Source organism: Rhodanobacter sp. ANJX3 (genome assembly GCF_014200755.1).
GTDB lineage: Bacteria > Pseudomonadota > Gammaproteobacteria > Xanthomonadales > Rhodanobacteraceae > Rhodanobacter.
In genome coordinates this window covers 191,515-207,526 of the sequence record NZ_JACHCM010000004.1, presented here as the reverse complement: position 1 = coordinate 207,526, position 16,012 = coordinate 191,515, and the positions used below count along the sequence as shown (strand labels likewise).

Annotated in this window: 11 protein-coding genes; 7 read left to right on the top strand and 4 right to left on the bottom strand. The window is 65.9% G+C overall.

Going from position 1 to position 16,012, the window contains the following annotated elements:
* Positions 1-35: 35 nt before the first annotated feature.
* Positions 36-1,868: a monovalent cation:proton antiporter-2 (CPA2) family protein gene (locus HDE76_RS12700; RefSeq protein ID WP_179480517.1), complete on the top strand. Its 1,833-nt coding sequence runs from the start codon at positions 36-38 to the stop codon at positions 1,866-1,868.
* 157 nt (positions 1,869-2,025) lie between these two features.
* Positions 2,026-3,174, top strand: coding sequence for a glycosyltransferase family 9 protein (locus HDE76_RS12695; protein ID WP_179480519.1), 1,149 nt, complete (start codon positions 2,026-2,028; stop codon positions 3,172-3,174).
* 11 nt (positions 3,175-3,185) lie between these two features.
* On the opposite strand, the gene HDE76_RS12690 is transcribed toward HDE76_RS12695, so the two are convergent.
* The 3 genes from HDE76_RS12690 to HDE76_RS12680 form a co-directional block, all read right to left on the bottom strand.
* Complete coding sequence (locus tag HDE76_RS12690) at positions 3,186-6,647, bottom strand: ankyrin repeat domain-containing protein (RefSeq protein ID WP_184508064.1); 3,462 nt, start codon at positions 6,645-6,647, stop codon at positions 3,186-3,188.
* Between the two features lie 111 nt (positions 6,648-6,758).
* A complete protein-coding gene (locus tag HDE76_RS12685) occupies positions 6,759-7,055 on the bottom strand; it encodes a YcgL domain-containing protein (RefSeq protein ID WP_179480523.1) in 297 nt (98 codons plus the stop codon).
* 160 nt (positions 7,056-7,215) lie between these two features.
* Positions 7,216-8,631, bottom strand: coding sequence for a coniferyl aldehyde dehydrogenase (locus HDE76_RS12680; RefSeq protein WP_184508061.1), 1,416 nt, complete (start codon positions 8,629-8,631; stop codon positions 7,216-7,218).
* A 639-nt stretch (positions 8,632-9,270) separates the two neighbouring features.
* Between HDE76_RS12680 and HDE76_RS12675 the strand changes: the two genes are divergently transcribed.
* From HDE76_RS12675 to HDE76_RS12665, 3 genes are read left to right on the top strand one after another with little or no spacing between them, the layout of a single operon-like run.
* Entirely contained in the window at positions 9,271-9,747 is a 477-nt protein-coding gene (locus HDE76_RS12675) for a DUF2975 domain-containing protein (RefSeq protein WP_343205713.1), read from the top strand.
* Positions 9,747-9,971 (top strand): helix-turn-helix transcriptional regulator, encoded by a 225-nt coding sequence (locus HDE76_RS12670; RefSeq protein WP_184508055.1) that lies wholly within the window; start codon positions 9,747-9,749, stop codon positions 9,969-9,971. Before HDE76_RS12675 ends, HDE76_RS12670 begins: the two co-directional genes overlap by 1 nt.
* A gap of 42 nt (positions 9,972-10,013) precedes the next feature.
* Complete coding sequence (locus tag HDE76_RS12665; protein WP_179480531.1) at positions 10,014-10,946, top strand: retroviral-like aspartic protease family protein; 933 nt, start codon at positions 10,014-10,016, stop codon at positions 10,944-10,946.
* 146 nt (positions 10,947-11,092) lie between these two features.
* On the opposite strand, the gene putA is transcribed toward HDE76_RS12665, so the two are convergent.
* The gene (gene putA, locus HDE76_RS12660; RefSeq protein ID WP_184508051.1) at positions 11,093-14,281 is read right to left on the bottom strand and encodes a bifunctional proline dehydrogenase/L-glutamate gamma-semialdehyde dehydrogenase PutA; all 3,189 of its coding nucleotides are present in this window, start codon (positions 14,279-14,281) and stop codon (positions 11,093-11,095) included.
* A gap of 293 nt (positions 14,282-14,574) precedes the next feature.
* On the opposite strand from putA, the gene HDE76_RS12655 reads away from it, so the two are divergent.
* Together HDE76_RS12655 and coxB are read left to right on the top strand one after the other, a co-directional pair.
* Positions 14,575-15,015 (top strand): DUF2244 domain-containing protein, encoded by a 441-nt coding sequence (locus HDE76_RS12655; protein WP_179480753.1) that lies wholly within the window; start codon positions 14,575-14,577, stop codon positions 15,013-15,015.
* A gap of 20 nt (positions 15,016-15,035) precedes the next feature.
* Positions 15,036-15,992, top strand: a complete 957-nt coding sequence (gene coxB / locus HDE76_RS12650; RefSeq protein WP_179480535.1) for a cytochrome c oxidase subunit II — start codon at positions 15,036-15,038, stop codon at positions 15,990-15,992.
* Positions 15,993-16,012: the final 20 nt, after the last annotated feature.

The window sequence follows — 16,012 nt, the reverse complement described above, 5'->3', positions numbered from 1 at the left end:
ATCGAACGCCATCGATCCAACGGAGTTACCCACGCGTGGACAGCTCGCAATTTCTGAAGACTGCCGTGGTGTTTCTGCTGGCGACGGTCATCGCCGTGCCGCTGACCAAGCGCTTCCGGCTGGGTTCGGTGCTGGGTTACATGATCGCCGGCGTGGCGATCGGTCCACAGTTGCTCGGGTTGATCAGCGATACCGAAGGCGTGGCCTCGATTTCCGAGTTCGGTGTGGTCCTGATGCTGTTTGTGATCGGCCTGGAGCTGTCGCCGCAGCGGTTATGGGTGATGCGCCGCTCGGTCTTCGGCACTGGCCTGCTGCAGGTGCTGAGTGCGGCGCTGGCGATCGGCGCGGTCGGCTATTTCCTGTTCGGTCTCACCGAGCGGGCCGCGGCGATCGTCGGCGGCAGCCTGGCGCTGTCGTCCACCGCGTTCGGCCTGCAGATACTCGCCGAGCGCAAGGAGGCCGGCTCCGCGTATGGCCGGCAGGTCTTCTCGATTCTGCTGTTTCAGGATCTGGCGGCGATTCCGCTGATCGCCGCGGTGCCGCTATTGGCGACGACCTCGGCCTCGCACGGTATCGATCCGCACAGTGTGCTAAGCACCGTCGGGGTCATCGTGGCGGTGGTCGTAGGCGGACGCTATCTGTTGCGTCCGGTGTTCCGCTTCGTGGCCAAGGCCGACTCGGTGGAAGTGTCCACGGCCACGGCGCTGCTGGTGGTGATGGGCACCGCGCTGATCATGGAGCTGGCGCATGTTTCGGCCACGCTGGGCGCGTTCCTCGCCGGCGTGCTGCTGGCCGATTCGGAATATCGGCACGAGATGGAATCGCATATCGAGCCGTTCAAAGGGTTGTTGCTGGGTTTGTTCTTCATCAGCGTCGGCATGTCGATGGATCTGTCGCTGCTGCTGTCGCAGCCGCTGCTGATAGTGGAGCTGGTGCTGGGCCTGCTGCTGCTGAAAAGCGTCCTGCTGTGGCCGCTGGCGCGGCTGCCGGCCGGCCTCAATCGCTCGGACAGCTTGCGCCTGATCGTGCTGCTGGCCAGCGGCGGCGAGTTCGCTTTCGTGGTGCTGAAGCTGGCGGCCGAAAAGCAGCTGATCGACGGCGGCCAGCGCGATGCGCTGGTGCTGGCGATCACCCTGTCGATGGCACTGACGCCGTTGCTGGTGGTGATCGCGGCCCGGATGCTCGACGTCAAGCCGAAAAAGCCCACGCGCGAATACGACACCATCGATGCCGATACGCCGCGCGTCATCATCGCGGGCTTTGGCCGCATGGGCCAGATCGTCGCCCGCGTGCTGCGCGCGCAGGGCATTCCCTTCGTGGCGCTGGAGCATTCGGTCGAACAGGTGGAGGCGTCGCGCCGCTTCGGCAGCATCAATATTTTCTACGGCGATCCGACCCGTCCGGAGCTGCTGCGCGCCGCGCAGGCGGACAAGGCCGAAGTGTTCGTGCTGGCCACGGACGACCCGGAAACCAGCCTGCGCACCGCGCGTTTGGTCAAGCGGCAGTATCCGCATCTGAAGATCGTCGCCCGCGCACGCAATCGCCAGCACGTGTTCCGGCTGATGGACATGGGCGTCGACGAGCCGGTGCGCGAGACCTTTCACTCCAGCCTCAAAATGACGCGCAAGACGCTGGAGGCGCTCGGCCTGTCGCACGAGCTGGCGGTCGATCGGGTGGAGCGCTTCCGCCTGTACGACGAAGACCTGCTGAAAAAGCAGGCGCTGGTCTACGACGACGAGACCAAGCTGATCCAGAGCGGTCGCGACGCCATGGCCGATCTGCAGCAGTTGTTCGAAGCCGACGCCGAGCCCGGCGCGGAGCGCGAGCGCCAGCGCGACAGGGACAAGCGGCTCAGCGCCGAGGATTGAACCGAGCGAACCAACCGGCGCCATGCGCGCCGGCCGTGGATATAGCGTAGAAAGGAATGGCTCGGGGAGCATTGCCTGGATCTGGCAGGCTCCGGATGGAATTCACGCGCCTGCCGTCAACCGCAAACCCCGCCCAGCGTTGCTTGGAGTCATGCCTATGACCGCAAGACATTCCGCGCCGCTCGATCCTCCGTCGGCCGATGGATCATCGTTGTCGCCGGCTGCTGTCACGCCGGTGGTCATCCGGTTTGGCCGTCTGGGCGACACGATTTTGCTGCAGCCCTTGCTGCGCAAGCTGCAGCAGCGTTACGGCAAACCCTGCCACGTGCTGGCCCTGGGCGACTGGCCGCAGGTGCTGTTTTCCGCGCAGCCCGAGGTGGACGGATTCATTCCGCTGCGCAGCCAGTACGGCTCGCTGCTGTTCAGTCCGCCGCGCTGGCGCGTGGCGATGGCGCTGCGAAAATTCCGCGACTCGCCGATCTACGTCTGCGAGCCGGAGCCCCGCGCGAGTACCAAGGTGCGCCCGCTGCTGGCGCTCGCCGGCATACCGAAAGAGCACTGTGAGTTCATCCAGCCGATGACCATGCGCGAGAACGAGCACTGGATCGACTGGCTGCTGCGCTTCGGCAGCCAGACGCCGGCGGCCTTTCGCGCCAGTCACCCGGAGACGGTGCCCGAAGAGCGCACCGAGATCGCGCCACAACTCAAGGTTACCGCGGCGGAACGAAACGATCGCGATGCATGGCTGCGCATGCAGGGCATGCTGGGGCGTCCGCTGGTGCTGCTGCAGCCGGCGAACAAGCGCACCATGCGCTGGAACGGTGTACGGCATGCCGACGATGACGAAAAATCCTGGCCAGCGCAGCGCTGGGGCGAACTGGCGCGGGCGATCAGCTATCGCCTGCCGCAGGCGCAGATCCTGTTCTGCGGATCGGCCGCCGAGGCCGGTTATATCGAATCGCTGCTTGCCGCGACCAAAACCCATTCATTGCGCATCGATACCGCCGTGCTGCCGCTGGGTCGACTCAAAGCGTTGCTCGAGATAGCCCACAGCATGGTTTCGGTGGATACCGGGCCGGCACATCTGGCGGCGGCCGTGGGCTGTCCGCTAGTGGTGCTGTTCGGCGGACGATTCCCGTCGATGTGGGCACCGCGCAGCGGGCATGGCAGTGCCGTTACCGTGATCGGCGGCCTGCCGGAAACCAGTCGTGTCGACGAGATCGATGCCACGTCGGTGATTTCTGCCTGGCGTACGCTACCGCTACGTGCGGGTTCGCCAGCCGCCGCAGAGTTATCCGCCGATTGAATAGTGGCCGATCAGTCCGCCGGCGCCGCCGGCTGGCGCAGTGTCTGCCGCACGCTGGGAATCGCACCGACACGCGGTGCCAGCTCGTGCGCGATGTCGATGTAGCCCACCTGGCGCGCCACATCCGCCGCGGTACGGCCGAATGCATCGGCGGCCAGGCGATCGGCGCCGCGCGACAGCAGAACGCGCGCCGGCGGTAACAAGGCATGCATGGCGCAGGCGTGCAGCGCGGTTACACCGCGCTGATCGGCATGCCCGACCAGCGCGCCAGCATCGAGCAGCACGGGCAACAGCGCGCCGATATGCGTGGCGTCGCAGTCGCTGCCAGGCCGCAGCTGCGCGCCGAGCAGCAGCAGCAGCGGCGTCTTGCCCTCGCGGTCGGCCTGGTTGATATCGGCGCCGCGCTTCAGCAGCGCGTCGAACAGCCGGCGTGCGCGCAGGCTGTCGTTATGCTCAAAGCCAAACTGCGCTGCGGCGTGCAGGGCGCTGCGGCCGCTGGCGTCCAGCGCGTTGACGTCGGCGCCGCCATCGAGCAAGGCCTCGACGATTTCCGGATGCCCCAGCGCGGCGGCCACCATCAGTGCGGTCGTTTCGTTGGGCAGTCGCTGATCGATCGCGACCTGATGTTCCAGCAGCAGCGCAACCAGCGCATCGCGCCGTGCGGCGACCGCGGCGGTCAGGGGGGTGACGCCGCTGCTGGCCGCGAGCGACGAATCGGCGCCGGCATCGAGCACACAGGCGGCAATCTCGCGATGGCCGGCGCCGCAGGCGCGCAGCAAGGCGGTGGCGCCCTGGTCGTCGCGTGTGTCGACCGCAAAACCCAGTTCCAGCAACCGCTGTACGGTCGGCAGCGCGCCGGCGGCTGCGGCAGCCGGCAGATCGGTGGCACGCAGCGGCCGAGCCGGCCGTGTCCAGTCGTGCCAGTCGAGCCAGCGCTCGACAGTCGGGTGTTCCAGCGCCAGCCCCAGCGGGGTTTCGCCGTTGCTGTCGGCGGCCTCGGGATTGGCGCCGTAGACGATCAGCGCGCGCACCAGCGGCAGCGCGTCGGCGCCGTGTTCCAGCGCAGCGAACAGCGGCGTGCGGCCGTCGCGATCGCGCGTGTTCGGATCGCAGCCGCGCGCCAGCAGCGCCTGCAGCAGGCTCAGCTGGCCGTTGACCACGGCCAGATGCAGCGGCGTGCGGTCGCGTGCATCGACGCCGAACGGATCGGCGCCGCGTTCGAGCAAATTCAGCGGCAGCGCGGCACACGCGGCCGAGCCGTTGAGGCGCGAGAGCGCCTGTGCCAGCAAACCGGTGCCGGCCGGGCTGGCGCCGGCCTGCAGCAGATCGTCCAGCGCCTCGGTCGAGGCGGGCAGCTGCGGCAGCAGTGCGTCGAACAGGCGCCGGCCCAGCGGCGGCAGGGTTGGCGCATTTGCCTGCGCGGTATCGACGTCGTCGGAAAGCTGGGGTGGCAGTCGCGCCTCGGCATCGAGGCCGTGCTCCAGCAGCCAGCGTCGGGCCGGGCTCAGACCGGGCGTGGCCAGGTCCAGGTAAAGCTGCGCCAGTTGCGCTTGCGGCCACTCGCGCACGCGTTCGGCAAAACTCGACACGATCGCCCAGTGCGCAAAGCGCAGCGCGTCGAGCAAGTGCGCCGGCGTGTCCGCGCCTTCCGTCAGCACGTCGCGTCGATGCGTGGCCGGCAGTGGCGTATCCGGATCGAGCAGCGCGACCAGATCCCAGCGTCCCGCGGCGGCGGCATGGTCGAGCGCGCTACGGCCATCGCCACCTACCGCCTTCGGCTCGGCGCCGAGCGCCAGCAGGGCGCTGATGGTTTCGCCGCGGGCGTGCGGCGACTGGCAGGCGAGCGTCAGCGCATCGCGGCCGTGGTGATCGCGCGCGCGCGCGTCAGGCTGGGATTCGGCCAGCAGTTGCACGATGCCGCCGGCGCCGGCGCGCGCCGCTTCCATCAGCGCAGTGCTGCCGCGGTGATCGGCCAGCGTGACGTCGGCTCCGGCCGCACACAGCGTGCGTGCGATCTGTTCGTGGCCTTCGGCCGCAGCGGTGAGCAGCGCGCTGCGGTGGCGCGCGTCCACCGCATTCACCGCTGCGCGATGCTTCAGCAGCAGCTTGACGCCGGTGACGTCATCGTCGGCAATGCCGGCGGCGGCGACCAGCGCGGGCTCGCCGTTCGCGGGTGCGGGTTTGGCCCCGCGCTCCAGCAGAAATTTGACCAGCGGCCAGTTGGCAGCGCGGCAGGCGACCGCTAGCGGGCTGACGCCCGAGCGGGTCAACGCGTTGATCGGTGCGGAGGCATCCAGCAGCATCGCGGCGACACCCGCTTCGGCGCTGAGCACGGCACCATGCAGCGGCGTGCTGCCTTCGGCATCGGCGGCCAGCGGGTTGGCGCCGTTGGCGAGCAGAGTCATCACCGCTTCGGCGCGACCGTGCCAGCTGTCGCGGGTAGCAGCGAGCAGGGGCGTGATGCCGCCGCTGGCGCGATTCACGTCTGCGCCCTTGGCGATCAGCGCACGCAGCAGGCGCGTATCCGGCAACAGCGCTGCCAGCATCAGCACCGGGCGCTGGTCGCGATCGTCGGCAGCCGGTGTCGTGTTGGGGTCCGCGCCGGCTTCGACCAGGGCGAGCGCGCGATCGATATCGCCTTCGCGCGTGGCCTGCAGCAGCGCCTGGGCCTGCTCGGGCGTGCCGGCCGTGCGCTCCTGCTCGTTCAACACCACGACCGCCGGCGGCCTGGCAGGAATGGACTTGATCGCCTCGGGCGCCGCTGCCGCCGCGGGCTTGACGTGTTTCGCGCAGAGCAGCGCGCGCAGCGTGCGGTTGGCAATCATCAGACAACCCAGCGGCAGCAGCACGACGCCATAGATCGCCAGTGCCGCAATGCGGGGCTCGGCCGGCAGCACGCCATACAAGCCGGTCAAGGCGACGGCACCAAAGGCCAGCACCAGCAGCGCCAGCGCGGCCGGCAAGTAGTGGCTGAAGAAGCGCTCCTCGTGCGACAGATGCCGACCGAACGCCAGGCTGCGCAGGGTCGCCGTGAAGATCCACGAGCTGTCGCGCTGCGCCGGGTAGGCGTCATCCCAGATAAACACCAATCCAAACGCGGGCCACAGTCGCCACAGCGCCGCCAGCGCAAGCACCAGGGCCGCGGCGAGAATCAGCGCCGCGCCCAAGCTCGGCGTATGGCTGAGTTGCAGCATCGGCCACGCCACCAGCAAGAACACCAGTACGGTATAGCCGGTGAACATCACCAGATGCGCCGCGCCGCGGCGCAAGACCGTACGACCGAAACGCGGTTCGGGATCGAAACCGATCGCGTGGCAGATCGCGGCCATGGTCAACGCGTTGGCCAACAGCAGCGGAATCAGCGTCAGCGGATGGTTGACGAAACCGGCCGCCGCGATCGCCAGCAACCCAGGAATGAACCACGCGATAGATTGCGCGAAAGGAGGGCGTCGTCGTGATTTGGGCTGGGTCATGCCGACAGTATAGAAATCGCGGCGACTTCAGACGGTAACCTGGTGTTAACACCCGCACTATTTTTCGGCGTTTTATTCCGCGCGTGCGGCGAGGCGTTCATTCGCCCAGCCTCAGTCGTCACGATCGTCGCGCGTGGCGGATTCGCGATACGAGGGATGATTGGCGACGGCCAGCGTCTGCTGTGGCGGCAGCTGCAGATGCCAGCCCTGCGTGCGCAGATGGTCGAGCACTTGTTCGGTGTCCTCCACCGGCAGCTTGCGCTGCTCGTCCAGGTGCACTTCGACCACGAAACGCAGCTCGCCCAACAGCAGCAGCAGCGATTCGGACAGCACATCGAAACCATCGCGACGGGCCAGCCATACGTAGCTGTCGGTTTTGCGCTGGCTGGCGTAGACGAAACACTGCATGGCCGTACTCCCGTGGTGATGCCAACACCGGTCGTGCTGCTCAAGACGACCACGAGGGTAACAGCGACGGCCGCCGCGTGCTCGGCTCGATCCGAAAAGCTCGATGCGCCATTCGGCATGACCGCGCCCGCAAGCGCAGCCTGCGCTGCCCTGACGTCGATCAGCCGCGCTTGATCAGCATGTCCACCATGCGATGGAAAAACGCGCCGTACGGCGGCCCGAGCATGCCGGCGCCGTTGAGCCGTGCCTGCCGGAACACCGGCTTCATGTGCGAGAACGTGCGGAAGCCCGCTTCACCGTGATAGCCGCCCATGCCCGACGGACCCACTCCGCCGAACGGCAGGCCGTGCTGGGCGATGTGGTACAGCGTGTCGTTGACGCTGACGCCGCCGGCCACGGTGCGCGCCAGGACCGAGTCGATCAGCGCGCCGTCTTCCTCGAACAGGTACAGCGCCAGCGGGTGCGGATGGGCGGCGACATACGCGACCGCTTCGTCGATCGAGTCGTACGGCAGCAGCGGCAGCAGCGGGCCGAAGATCTCGTCGCGCATGATGTCCATGCTGTCGTTGACGTCGCTGACCAGTTGCGGTGACAGGCGTCGATGCGAGGCGTCATCCGGCGCGTCGCCCAGCAGATGTACTTTCGCGCCCGCCGCCACAGCCTTGTCGCGCAGGCCGACCAGGCGCGCGTACTGGCGATCGGAAATGATGCTGGCGTACTGCTTGCTCTGCGCCAGCTGCGGATACATTTTCGCCACCGTGCGCTTGGCCGCGTCGATGAATTCGGCCATGCGCGTGCGCGGCAGCAGCACGTAGTCGGGCGCGATGCAGGTCTGTCCGGCGTTGACCAGCTTGCCGAACAGGATGCGCTCCACCGCGTTGTCGAAGCGCGCGCCGGGGCCGATGATCGCCGGCGACTTGCCGCCCAGTTCCAACGTCACGGGTGTGAGGTTGGCGGCGGCGGCGCGCATCACGTGGTGGCCCACGGCGGTGGAGCCGGTGAAAAGCAGATGGTCGAACGGCAGCGACGAGAATGCCTGCGCCACGTCGGCGTCGCCGGTGACTACGGCCACTTCATCCGGCCGGAAATATTTGCCGATCTGCGCGGCGAACAGCGCCGAAAAGCCCGGCGTGAATTCGCTCATTTTCACCATCGCGCGATTGCCCGCGACCAGCGCGTCGACCAGCGGGCCGATGGCCAGATAGAGCGGGTAGTTCCACGGCACGATGATGCCGATCACGCCCAGCGGCTGCGGGATCAGTTCGTTGCGCGCCGGCAGAAACGTCAGGCCCGGCAGCGAGCGTTGCGGGCGCATCCAGCCGCGGCCTTTCTTCAGAGCGTGGCGCACCGCGGACAGGCTGGGGAAAAACTCCAGCAGGTCGGTTTCTTCGGTCGGCCGCTGGCCAAAGTCCGCATGGATAGCCGCCCCGAACGCGTGTCGCTGCTCGTTGAGCATCGTTTCCAGCGCACGCAGCCGTCTGGCGCGCGTCGGCCAGTCTGGCGTCGGCTGGCTGGCATGCGCCAAACGCTGTTGCTGCAACAAGGCGCTGAGGTTCTGTTGGTCTTGGCCGTTCATGGGAGTGCCTCTTTGCTGGGCGCTTCACTGGTCAATCGCGGGTACTTGCCACCCCCAGCCTGACCCGAGTGCTGGAGAATATCTCTGCATAATGCCCGATAAGAGCCCGAACGTTGCGTCCGCCTGCGGAGGGCGAGCCACTTTCTCGCTGCGCGGCCAGAGAAAAGTCACCATGGCGCCGCTGGAGAAGTGCGAACAGCGCCGCTGGCATGCGTGGGGAGAGCGGAGTGAAGAAGCGATCGTCGCGACTTGGTGCTTGCCAGGCGGCTTTCGCAGGTCCATGAATCGCGGCCGGGCTTTTGGACGGCCTCCCCTGCGCTAACGAACAGAGCCCCACGGCTCCCTCCTGCGATATGGCTCACTGTCGGAAGAGGGGAAGGTCAACAGCAACGGCGGGCGCGTCGCGAGCCTGTGCGACAGCAAGGGCAGCCGCTACGGCGGCTGATAATTATTGTTTAGATAAATAAAATTATTGTTTTACGATAATTTATGCTAGGATTCTCTCATTCGCGAGAGAGTCTGACCATGCCAGCTGAATCCATTGCGTCACCCAGCCCGCGCCTGATCCGCGATGGCAAACGATTTTCCTGGTTAGCTGGCGTGTGTTGGCTGATAACGCTTGCTATAGCCTTGCTGGAAGTGGGCGCTCTGGCCTTACGGTCCGGTCACGCCGGTCTTTTGCATGGCGGCTTCGCCTTCAATGTGGATCTGTCGTGGCTCGATATGGCCGACGCTCCAGATCCGGCGTTCGTGCCGATCGACCATTTCACCATCGGGCAGTCTCTGCTGTGCACTGCACTGCTGGCGCTGCGGCTGCTGCCTGGCCAGATCATCTTGTGGAGTCTGATGCGACTGTTCGGTACCTACGGTCGTGGCGAGGTATTCACCGCACGCAACACCTATCGCATCCGCGTGGTCGCGTGGTCCTTGATGGCTTATGCGACCGTGCCGCTCATCACGCATGCAAGCTTGTTTGCCGCCGGCATGAGCGAGGTGGCCGTCAAGTTAGAGGTTCGCCAGTTGGATGCGTTCGTGACGGGACTGGTTGTTTTGGCGTTGGCACGAGTCGTCTCATTCGGTTGCGCTATCGACGAAGACCGCCAGGGTTTTGTTTGATGGCTATCGTCGTACGGCTCGACGTGATGCTGGCACTACGAAAAGTTCGCTCCACCGAGCTGGCGCGTGCCGTGGGAATCACTGAAGCCAATCTTTCGTTGCTCAAGTCCGGCAAGGTGAAAGGCGTGCGCTTTGAAACGCTGGAAGCGATCTGTCGCCATCTGGATTGCCAGCCGGGCGATCTCCTCGAATACGTCCCCGATAGCGAAGAAAGCGAGTCGTAAAGCCGGCGGGGTCATCGCACCTTTTATCACCGGAGAATTGTCATGCGTCGCCACCGTACAACCGTCGTCCCTGTCGTGCTTGTTATCGCCATGGTATGCGCCGCTTTTGCGAAAGCTGGTCATGCCACCGTCTCATCGAAAGTGCCGCTGACATCCGCCAATGACGGCCACGATACGGTACCCGTCTACGTGAACGGACAAGGGCCTTTCCCGTTCATTCTGGATAGCGGCGCCGATGGCTCGGCGGTTTACCAATGGTTCGCCGACCAAGCCAGGCTCCCTAAGTTAAAGGGAAAAGATCAGGATCTATCCGGGCAGACCGGTTCATCCAAAGTGTCGATGTATCGTATCGACCAGTTGTCGCTGGCCGGTCTTTCCATCTCAGGCGTCGAGGCGTTTGGCCTTCCAAATCGACGTGACGCTGGAAAACAGGCAGGGGTACTCGGAAACGACTACATGGACAAGGCCGTCGTGGCTTTCGATATCCAGTGCCGCCACGTAACCATTTATCCAAAGCCGGTTGATATCACTACTGTGGTGGGCCGTAATGCCCAGCCGATCAAGGCCCGCATCGATCCTGGCACCACGCTGCTCACCGTGCCGGTCACGGTCAACGGTTTCGCTGGCGTGGCGATACTCGACACGGGGTCGAGGCGCACGCGCCTGACGCCTGGTTTTGCTAAGGGTGCGGGTATCGATGCAGCGCGCCCGCCATTCCACGACGATGAGCCCATCTACGGCACCAGCATCATCAAACAGGTGCCGCGCGTGGGCCCGATTGGTCTAGTGCGCGTCGCCAATGCCGTATTTCCCGACGCCACCGGCCAAGTGCTCGATCTTTCCGTGCTGGCGCATGATTTCGGTCGTAAGCCGGCGATGATTTTGGGTGCCGACCTGATTGGCCGCTATCGGTTCGTCTACGACCATGCAGATCAAACCGTATGGTTCCTGCCGTCGGGTTGTTCCAGGCGATAGATGTTTTCTGGCGACGCAGCGGCGACTTTTGTCTGTTATTCAGAGAAAAGCTACTCGCTCCGAAGGAGCGAAAAGCCTTTGATTCAGCAGCACCCATCTCCCAGACCGTAGCCTATCGCTTCGCTCTGGGGGATGGGGAATATCCATCACTCGCCGATAGTCAGCAGTGATGCGTTGCCGCCGGCGGCGGTGGTGTTGACGGTCAACGTGCGCTCGTTGGCGAAGCGCAGCAAATAATGCGGGCCGCCGGCCTTCGGCCCGGTGCCGGACAGGCCTTCGCCGCCGAACGGCTGCACGCCCACCACCGCGCCGATCTGGTTGCGGTTGACGTAGCAGTTGCCGACGCGGGCGTGGCTGCTGATGTAGTCGATGGTGTCGTCGATGCGGCTGTGGATGCCCAACGTGAGGCCGTAGCCGGTGGCGTTGATCTGCGCCACAACCTTCTCCAGCTCGCTGCCCTTCCAGCGGATCAAATGCAGGATCGGGCCGAACACTTCGCGCTGCAGCACGTCGAGCGAGGCGATCTCGTAGGCGCGCGGAGCGAAGAAGGTGCCGTGGTCGGTGACGGCGGCGTCCAGTTTCACTTCGCCAATCTTTTTCGCTTCGCGGTCCATTCGCGCGGCGTGGTCGACCAGCAGCTTGCGCGCGTCCTCGTCGATCACCGGGCCGACGTCGGTGCTGAGCTGGCCGGGGTCGCCGACCGTCAGCTCGCCCATCGCGCCGGCGAGCATGGCGACGACCTTGTCGGCGATGTCTTCCTGCACGAACAGGATGCGCGCGGCCGAGCAGCGCTGGCCAGCGGACTGGAAGGCCGAGGCGATGACGTCCTTGACGATCTGCTCGGGCAGGGCGGAGGAGTCGGCAATCATCGCGTTCTGCCCGCCGGTTTCGGCGATCAGGGTGGCGATGGCGGCGTTGCGCGCGGCCAGCGAACGGTTGATCGCCCAGGCCGTGTCGGTCGAGCCGGTGAAGGCGACGCCGGCGATGCGCGGGTCTTTCGTGAGTGCCGCGCCGACGGTGGCGCCGTCACCGGGCAGGTATTGCAGCACGTCGGCGGGTACGCCGGCGGCATGCAGCAGCTGCACGGCCAGGTGGCCGATCAGGGTGGTCTGTTCGGCCGGCTTGGCGATGACCGCGTTGCCGGCAGCCAGCGCAGCACTGACCTGGCCGAGGAAGATCGCCAGTGGGAAATTCCACGGACTGATGCAGACGAACACGCCGCGGCCGTGCAGGAATAGCTGGTTGCTCTCGCCGGTCGGGCCGGGCAGCTGCTCGGGCTGGCCGAACAGCCGGCGCGCCATGGTGGCGTAGTAGCGCAGAAAATCAGCCGCCTCGCGGATCTCGGCGATCGCGTCGGGCAGGCTCTTGCCGGCCTCGCGCACGCACAGCGCGACGAACTCGGCGCGGCGCGCCTCGAGCTGGTCGGCCGCGTGTTCGAGAATCGCGGCGCGGCTGGCCGCCGGCAGGCGGTCCCAGCCCGGCTGCGCGGCGGCGGCGCTGGCGATGGCCTGGTCGACCGTGGCGCTGTCGGCGCTGACGTAGCTGCCGACGGTCTGCCGGCGGTCGGCCGGATTGGTCACCGTCACGGTCGGGCCGCTGGCGTTGGCGCCGGGCACCAGCGGGCCAGCTTTCCACGGGCCGGCGTGGGCATTCACCGCGTCGGCCAGGGCTTTGAGTTCGTTGTCGTTGGCAAAGTTGACGCCCATGGAATTCTTCCTGGAAATAGCATTGGAATGCGGCGCCAGCGCGGCATTCTCAGCGTAGAGATTCACCGGCAGCGGGATGCGCGGGTGCGGGATCGAAGTGAAGGACCGAACCGTTTCGCACGGATCGGCGACCAGCTCGCGCACCGGCACGCTCTCGTCGACCACGCGGTTGACGAAGCTGGTATTGGCGCCGTTCTCGAGCAGGCGGCGCACCAGGTACGGCAACAGGTCCTCGTGCGTGCCCACGGGCGCGTAGACGCGGCAGGGCACGTTCAAGTTCTGCGGGCCGATCACTTCGGCGTAAAGGTCGGTGCCCATGCCGTGCAGGCGCTGGTTCTCGTACGGCCGCCCCTGCGCCAGGTGATGGATCGCCGCGATGGTGTGCGCGTTGTGGGTGGCGAACTGCGGGTAGATCAGGTCGCTGCCGGCGCCGAACAGGCGCCGCGCGCAGGCCAGGTAGGACACGTCGGTGTTCGGCTTGCGGGTAAACACCGGATAGCCGGGCACGCCGTTTTCCTGCGCGCGCTTGATCTCGGCGTCCCAGTAGGCGCCTTTGACAAGGCGTACGTACCAGCAGCGGTTGGTGGCGCGGGCCGTTTCGATCAGCCAGTCGATCACGAACGGCGTGCGCTTGGCGTAGGCCTGTACCACGATGCCCAGCCCGTTCCAGCCCTGCAGCGAGGGATGTGCGAAGACGTCGCCGATGATGTCCAGCGACAGCTCGAGACGATCGGCCTCTTCGGCGTCGACCGACAGCGCGATGCCGTACTTCATCGCCAGCTGCGAGAGCTCGAGCAGCTTTTCGGTCAACTCGCGGCGGGCACGCTCGCGCTTGGCGACTTCGTAGCGCGGATGCAGCGCCGACAGCTTCACCGAAATCGACGGCGCGTCGGTGTGATTGGCGAACGGGCCGCGCCGACCGATGGCGGCGATCGCGTCGCGATAATCCTGCTGATAGCGTTCGGCCGTGGCGCTGGTCAGCGCCGACTCGCCGAGCATGTCGTAGGAATAGCGGTAGACCGCATGCTCTTTCTTCGCGCTGCGATCCAGCGCCTCGTCGATGGTGCGGCCCATCACGAACTGGTGGCCCATGATGCGCATGGCCTGGCGCACCGCCAGCCGGATCGCCGGTTCGCCGGCGCGGCCGACCAAGCGGCGCAGCGCGCTGGTGACGTCGTGGCGGGTTTCTTCGGCCAGGTTGACCAGGTGTCCGGTCAGCATCAGTCCCCAGGTGGAGGCGTTGACGAAGACCGACTCGCTCTGGCCCAGATGTTTTTTCCAGTTGGCGTCGCCGAGCTTGTCGCGGATCAGCTTGTCGGCGGTGGCTTTGTCCGGGATGCGCAGCAGCGCTTCGGCCACGCACATCAGCAGCACGCCCTCCTCGCTGGACAGGTCGTACTGGCGCATGAAGGACTCAACCACGCTCTGGTCCTTGGCGCGCCGGCGCACCCGGCTGACCAGGTCGGCGGCCACGTCGATGACTTTTTCGCGTTCGGCAGGCGGCAGGCTGGCCTGGGCGAGCAGGTCGTTGACCGCTTCGGTTTCGTCGCGAAGCCAGGCGGCGGTGATGCGCGCACGCGCAGGCGACGGATCGCCGGGGAGTTCGGAGCTGAGAATAGGCTGGGTCACGGGCTTGTCGGAAGATCCGCGCAGGCGGAGGGGAGCGCGGGATTGTACGCCGGCCTTCGCATTTTGCGTGCGTCATCCGGGCGCATGCCCGGCGCGAGGTCGACGCTGTGTGGTGTGCCGGACGACCTTTCCACTGCTCGCTTCGCCGTGGCCGTGGCCTGCGCGTTTCACATTCGTCCTTTGCTGCATTGTTGCCCACTGCCGCGCCGCGGCCTATCATCCCGACGTTACTGGCACGCTGGATCCCCATGATCGTGCTTCGACCGGTTGCCGACGATGTGCTGGGCGTGACGATGTGGCTCAAGCCCAATCGATCGCTCAGCCGCCGCGGCATGCGTCGACTGATCGGGGTGCTGGCGGTACTGGCGCTGACAACGGCGGGACTGGGCGCGTGGCAGGGCAATGTGTTTGCGCCGCTGTTCGCTCTGGTGGAATCCGTAGCTGTGGCGTGTGCGTTGAGCGTGGCCTGGCGGGCCGGCGATCGCAGCGAGCGCATCACCCTCGACGCGTCGTCGCTGGAGGTGCAGCTGCTGCCGAGCCGACGCTGCATGCAATTCCAGTCGTACTGGGTGCGCGTGCTGCTGAAGCCGGGCAATGGTCGTCATCGTCTGCTGCTGGCATCGCACGGGCGCGAAATGGAGATCGGCGTTTTTCTGGGAGAGCAGGAACGCGTCGAGCTGTCAAAGAAACTCAGGGTGCTGCTGGCCACGATCAACGACCAGCCGCGCAAGTAGGTTCATCAAAGGTGCAACACATGACATCTGGCAGCATCAGGCGATCATTCACGGCAGCGGCGACCCTTGCAGCAGCGCTGTTCGGCAGCGCTGCCAGCGCGGACCCGTCGCCGTATCAGTTGAACATGCAGCCGGGCGGTTCGACCTGGTCGCACGTGCCCTACGAGCTGAACAACTGGTCCTTCGGCGTGTGCGTGGTGATCGGCGTGCTGGTGTTCGGCGCGATGTTCATCGCGATGTTCCGCTTTCGCAAATCGCGCGGTGCGGTCGCCGAAAAGTGGTCGCACAACACCAAGCTGGAAATCGTCTGGACGACGATTCCGGTGATCATTCTGATCACGCTGGCTTACTTCGCCACCGGTGGCATCACTTCCTGGGCCGATACCACCGGCTCGCAGATGACGGTCAAGGTGACCGGCTATCAGTGGAAGTGGCGCTACGATTACGTGGATTACCTGGGCAAGCCGATCAGCAAGGTCGGCTTTATGTCCAAACTCGACACGCAGAGCGACCAGACGCGCCAGCTCGGCTCAGGTATGGACCCGTATGCGGTCAAGTCGGGCAACGAAAACACCTATCTGCTCGATGTCGACAAGCCGCTGATCGTGCCGGTCGACACCAAGATTCGTTTCGTCATCACCGGTGCCGACGTGATCCATTCGTGGTGGGTGCCGGCGCTGGGCTGGAAGCTCGATGCGATCCCGGGCATCGTCAATGCGGCCTGGACCAACATCAAAGAGCCGGGCATCTACCGCGGCCAGTGCGCCGAGCTGTGCGGCCAGGATCACGGCTTCATGCCGATCGTGGTAGTCGCCAAGTCCAAGCCGGATTTCGCCAAGTGGTTGGCTGACGAGCAGGCAAAGGCCAATCCGCCGGCCGCGGCCCCTGCTCCTGCCGCTGCGTCGACGGCAGCGGCACCGAAGACCGCCCAGACTGCACCGGTTGCCGACAAACCCTCCACGGCCAAGCAGGGCTGAGCTTTGCTTTTGTAACCACG

Coding starts and splice junctions, on each gene's coding strand:
- HDE76_RS12695 (WP_179480519.1), top strand. CDS start 2,026: ATGACCGCAAGACATTCCGCGCCGCTCGATCCTCCGTCGGCCGATGGA.
- HDE76_RS12690 (WP_184508064.1), bottom strand. CDS start 6,647: ATGACCCAGCCCAAATCACGACGACGCCCTCCTTTCGCGCAATCTATC.
- HDE76_RS12685 (WP_179480523.1), bottom strand. CDS start 7,055: ATGCAGTGTTTCGTCTACGCCAGCCAGCGCAAAACCGACAGCTACGTA.
- HDE76_RS12680 (WP_184508061.1), bottom strand. CDS start 8,631: ATGAACGGCCAAGACCAACAGAACCTCAGCGCCTTGTTGCAGCAACAG.
- HDE76_RS12670 (WP_184508055.1), top strand. CDS start 9,747: ATGGCTATCGTCGTACGGCTCGACGTGATGCTGGCACTACGAAAAGTT.
- HDE76_RS12665 (WP_179480531.1), top strand. CDS start 10,014: ATGCGTCGCCACCGTACAACCGTCGTCCCTGTCGTGCTTGTTATCGCC.
- HDE76_RS12655 (WP_179480753.1), top strand. CDS start 14,575: ATGTGGCTCAAGCCCAATCGATCGCTCAGCCGCCGCGGCATGCGTCGA.
- coxB (WP_179480535.1), top strand. CDS start 15,036: ATGACATCTGGCAGCATCAGGCGATCATTCACGGCAGCGGCGACCCTT.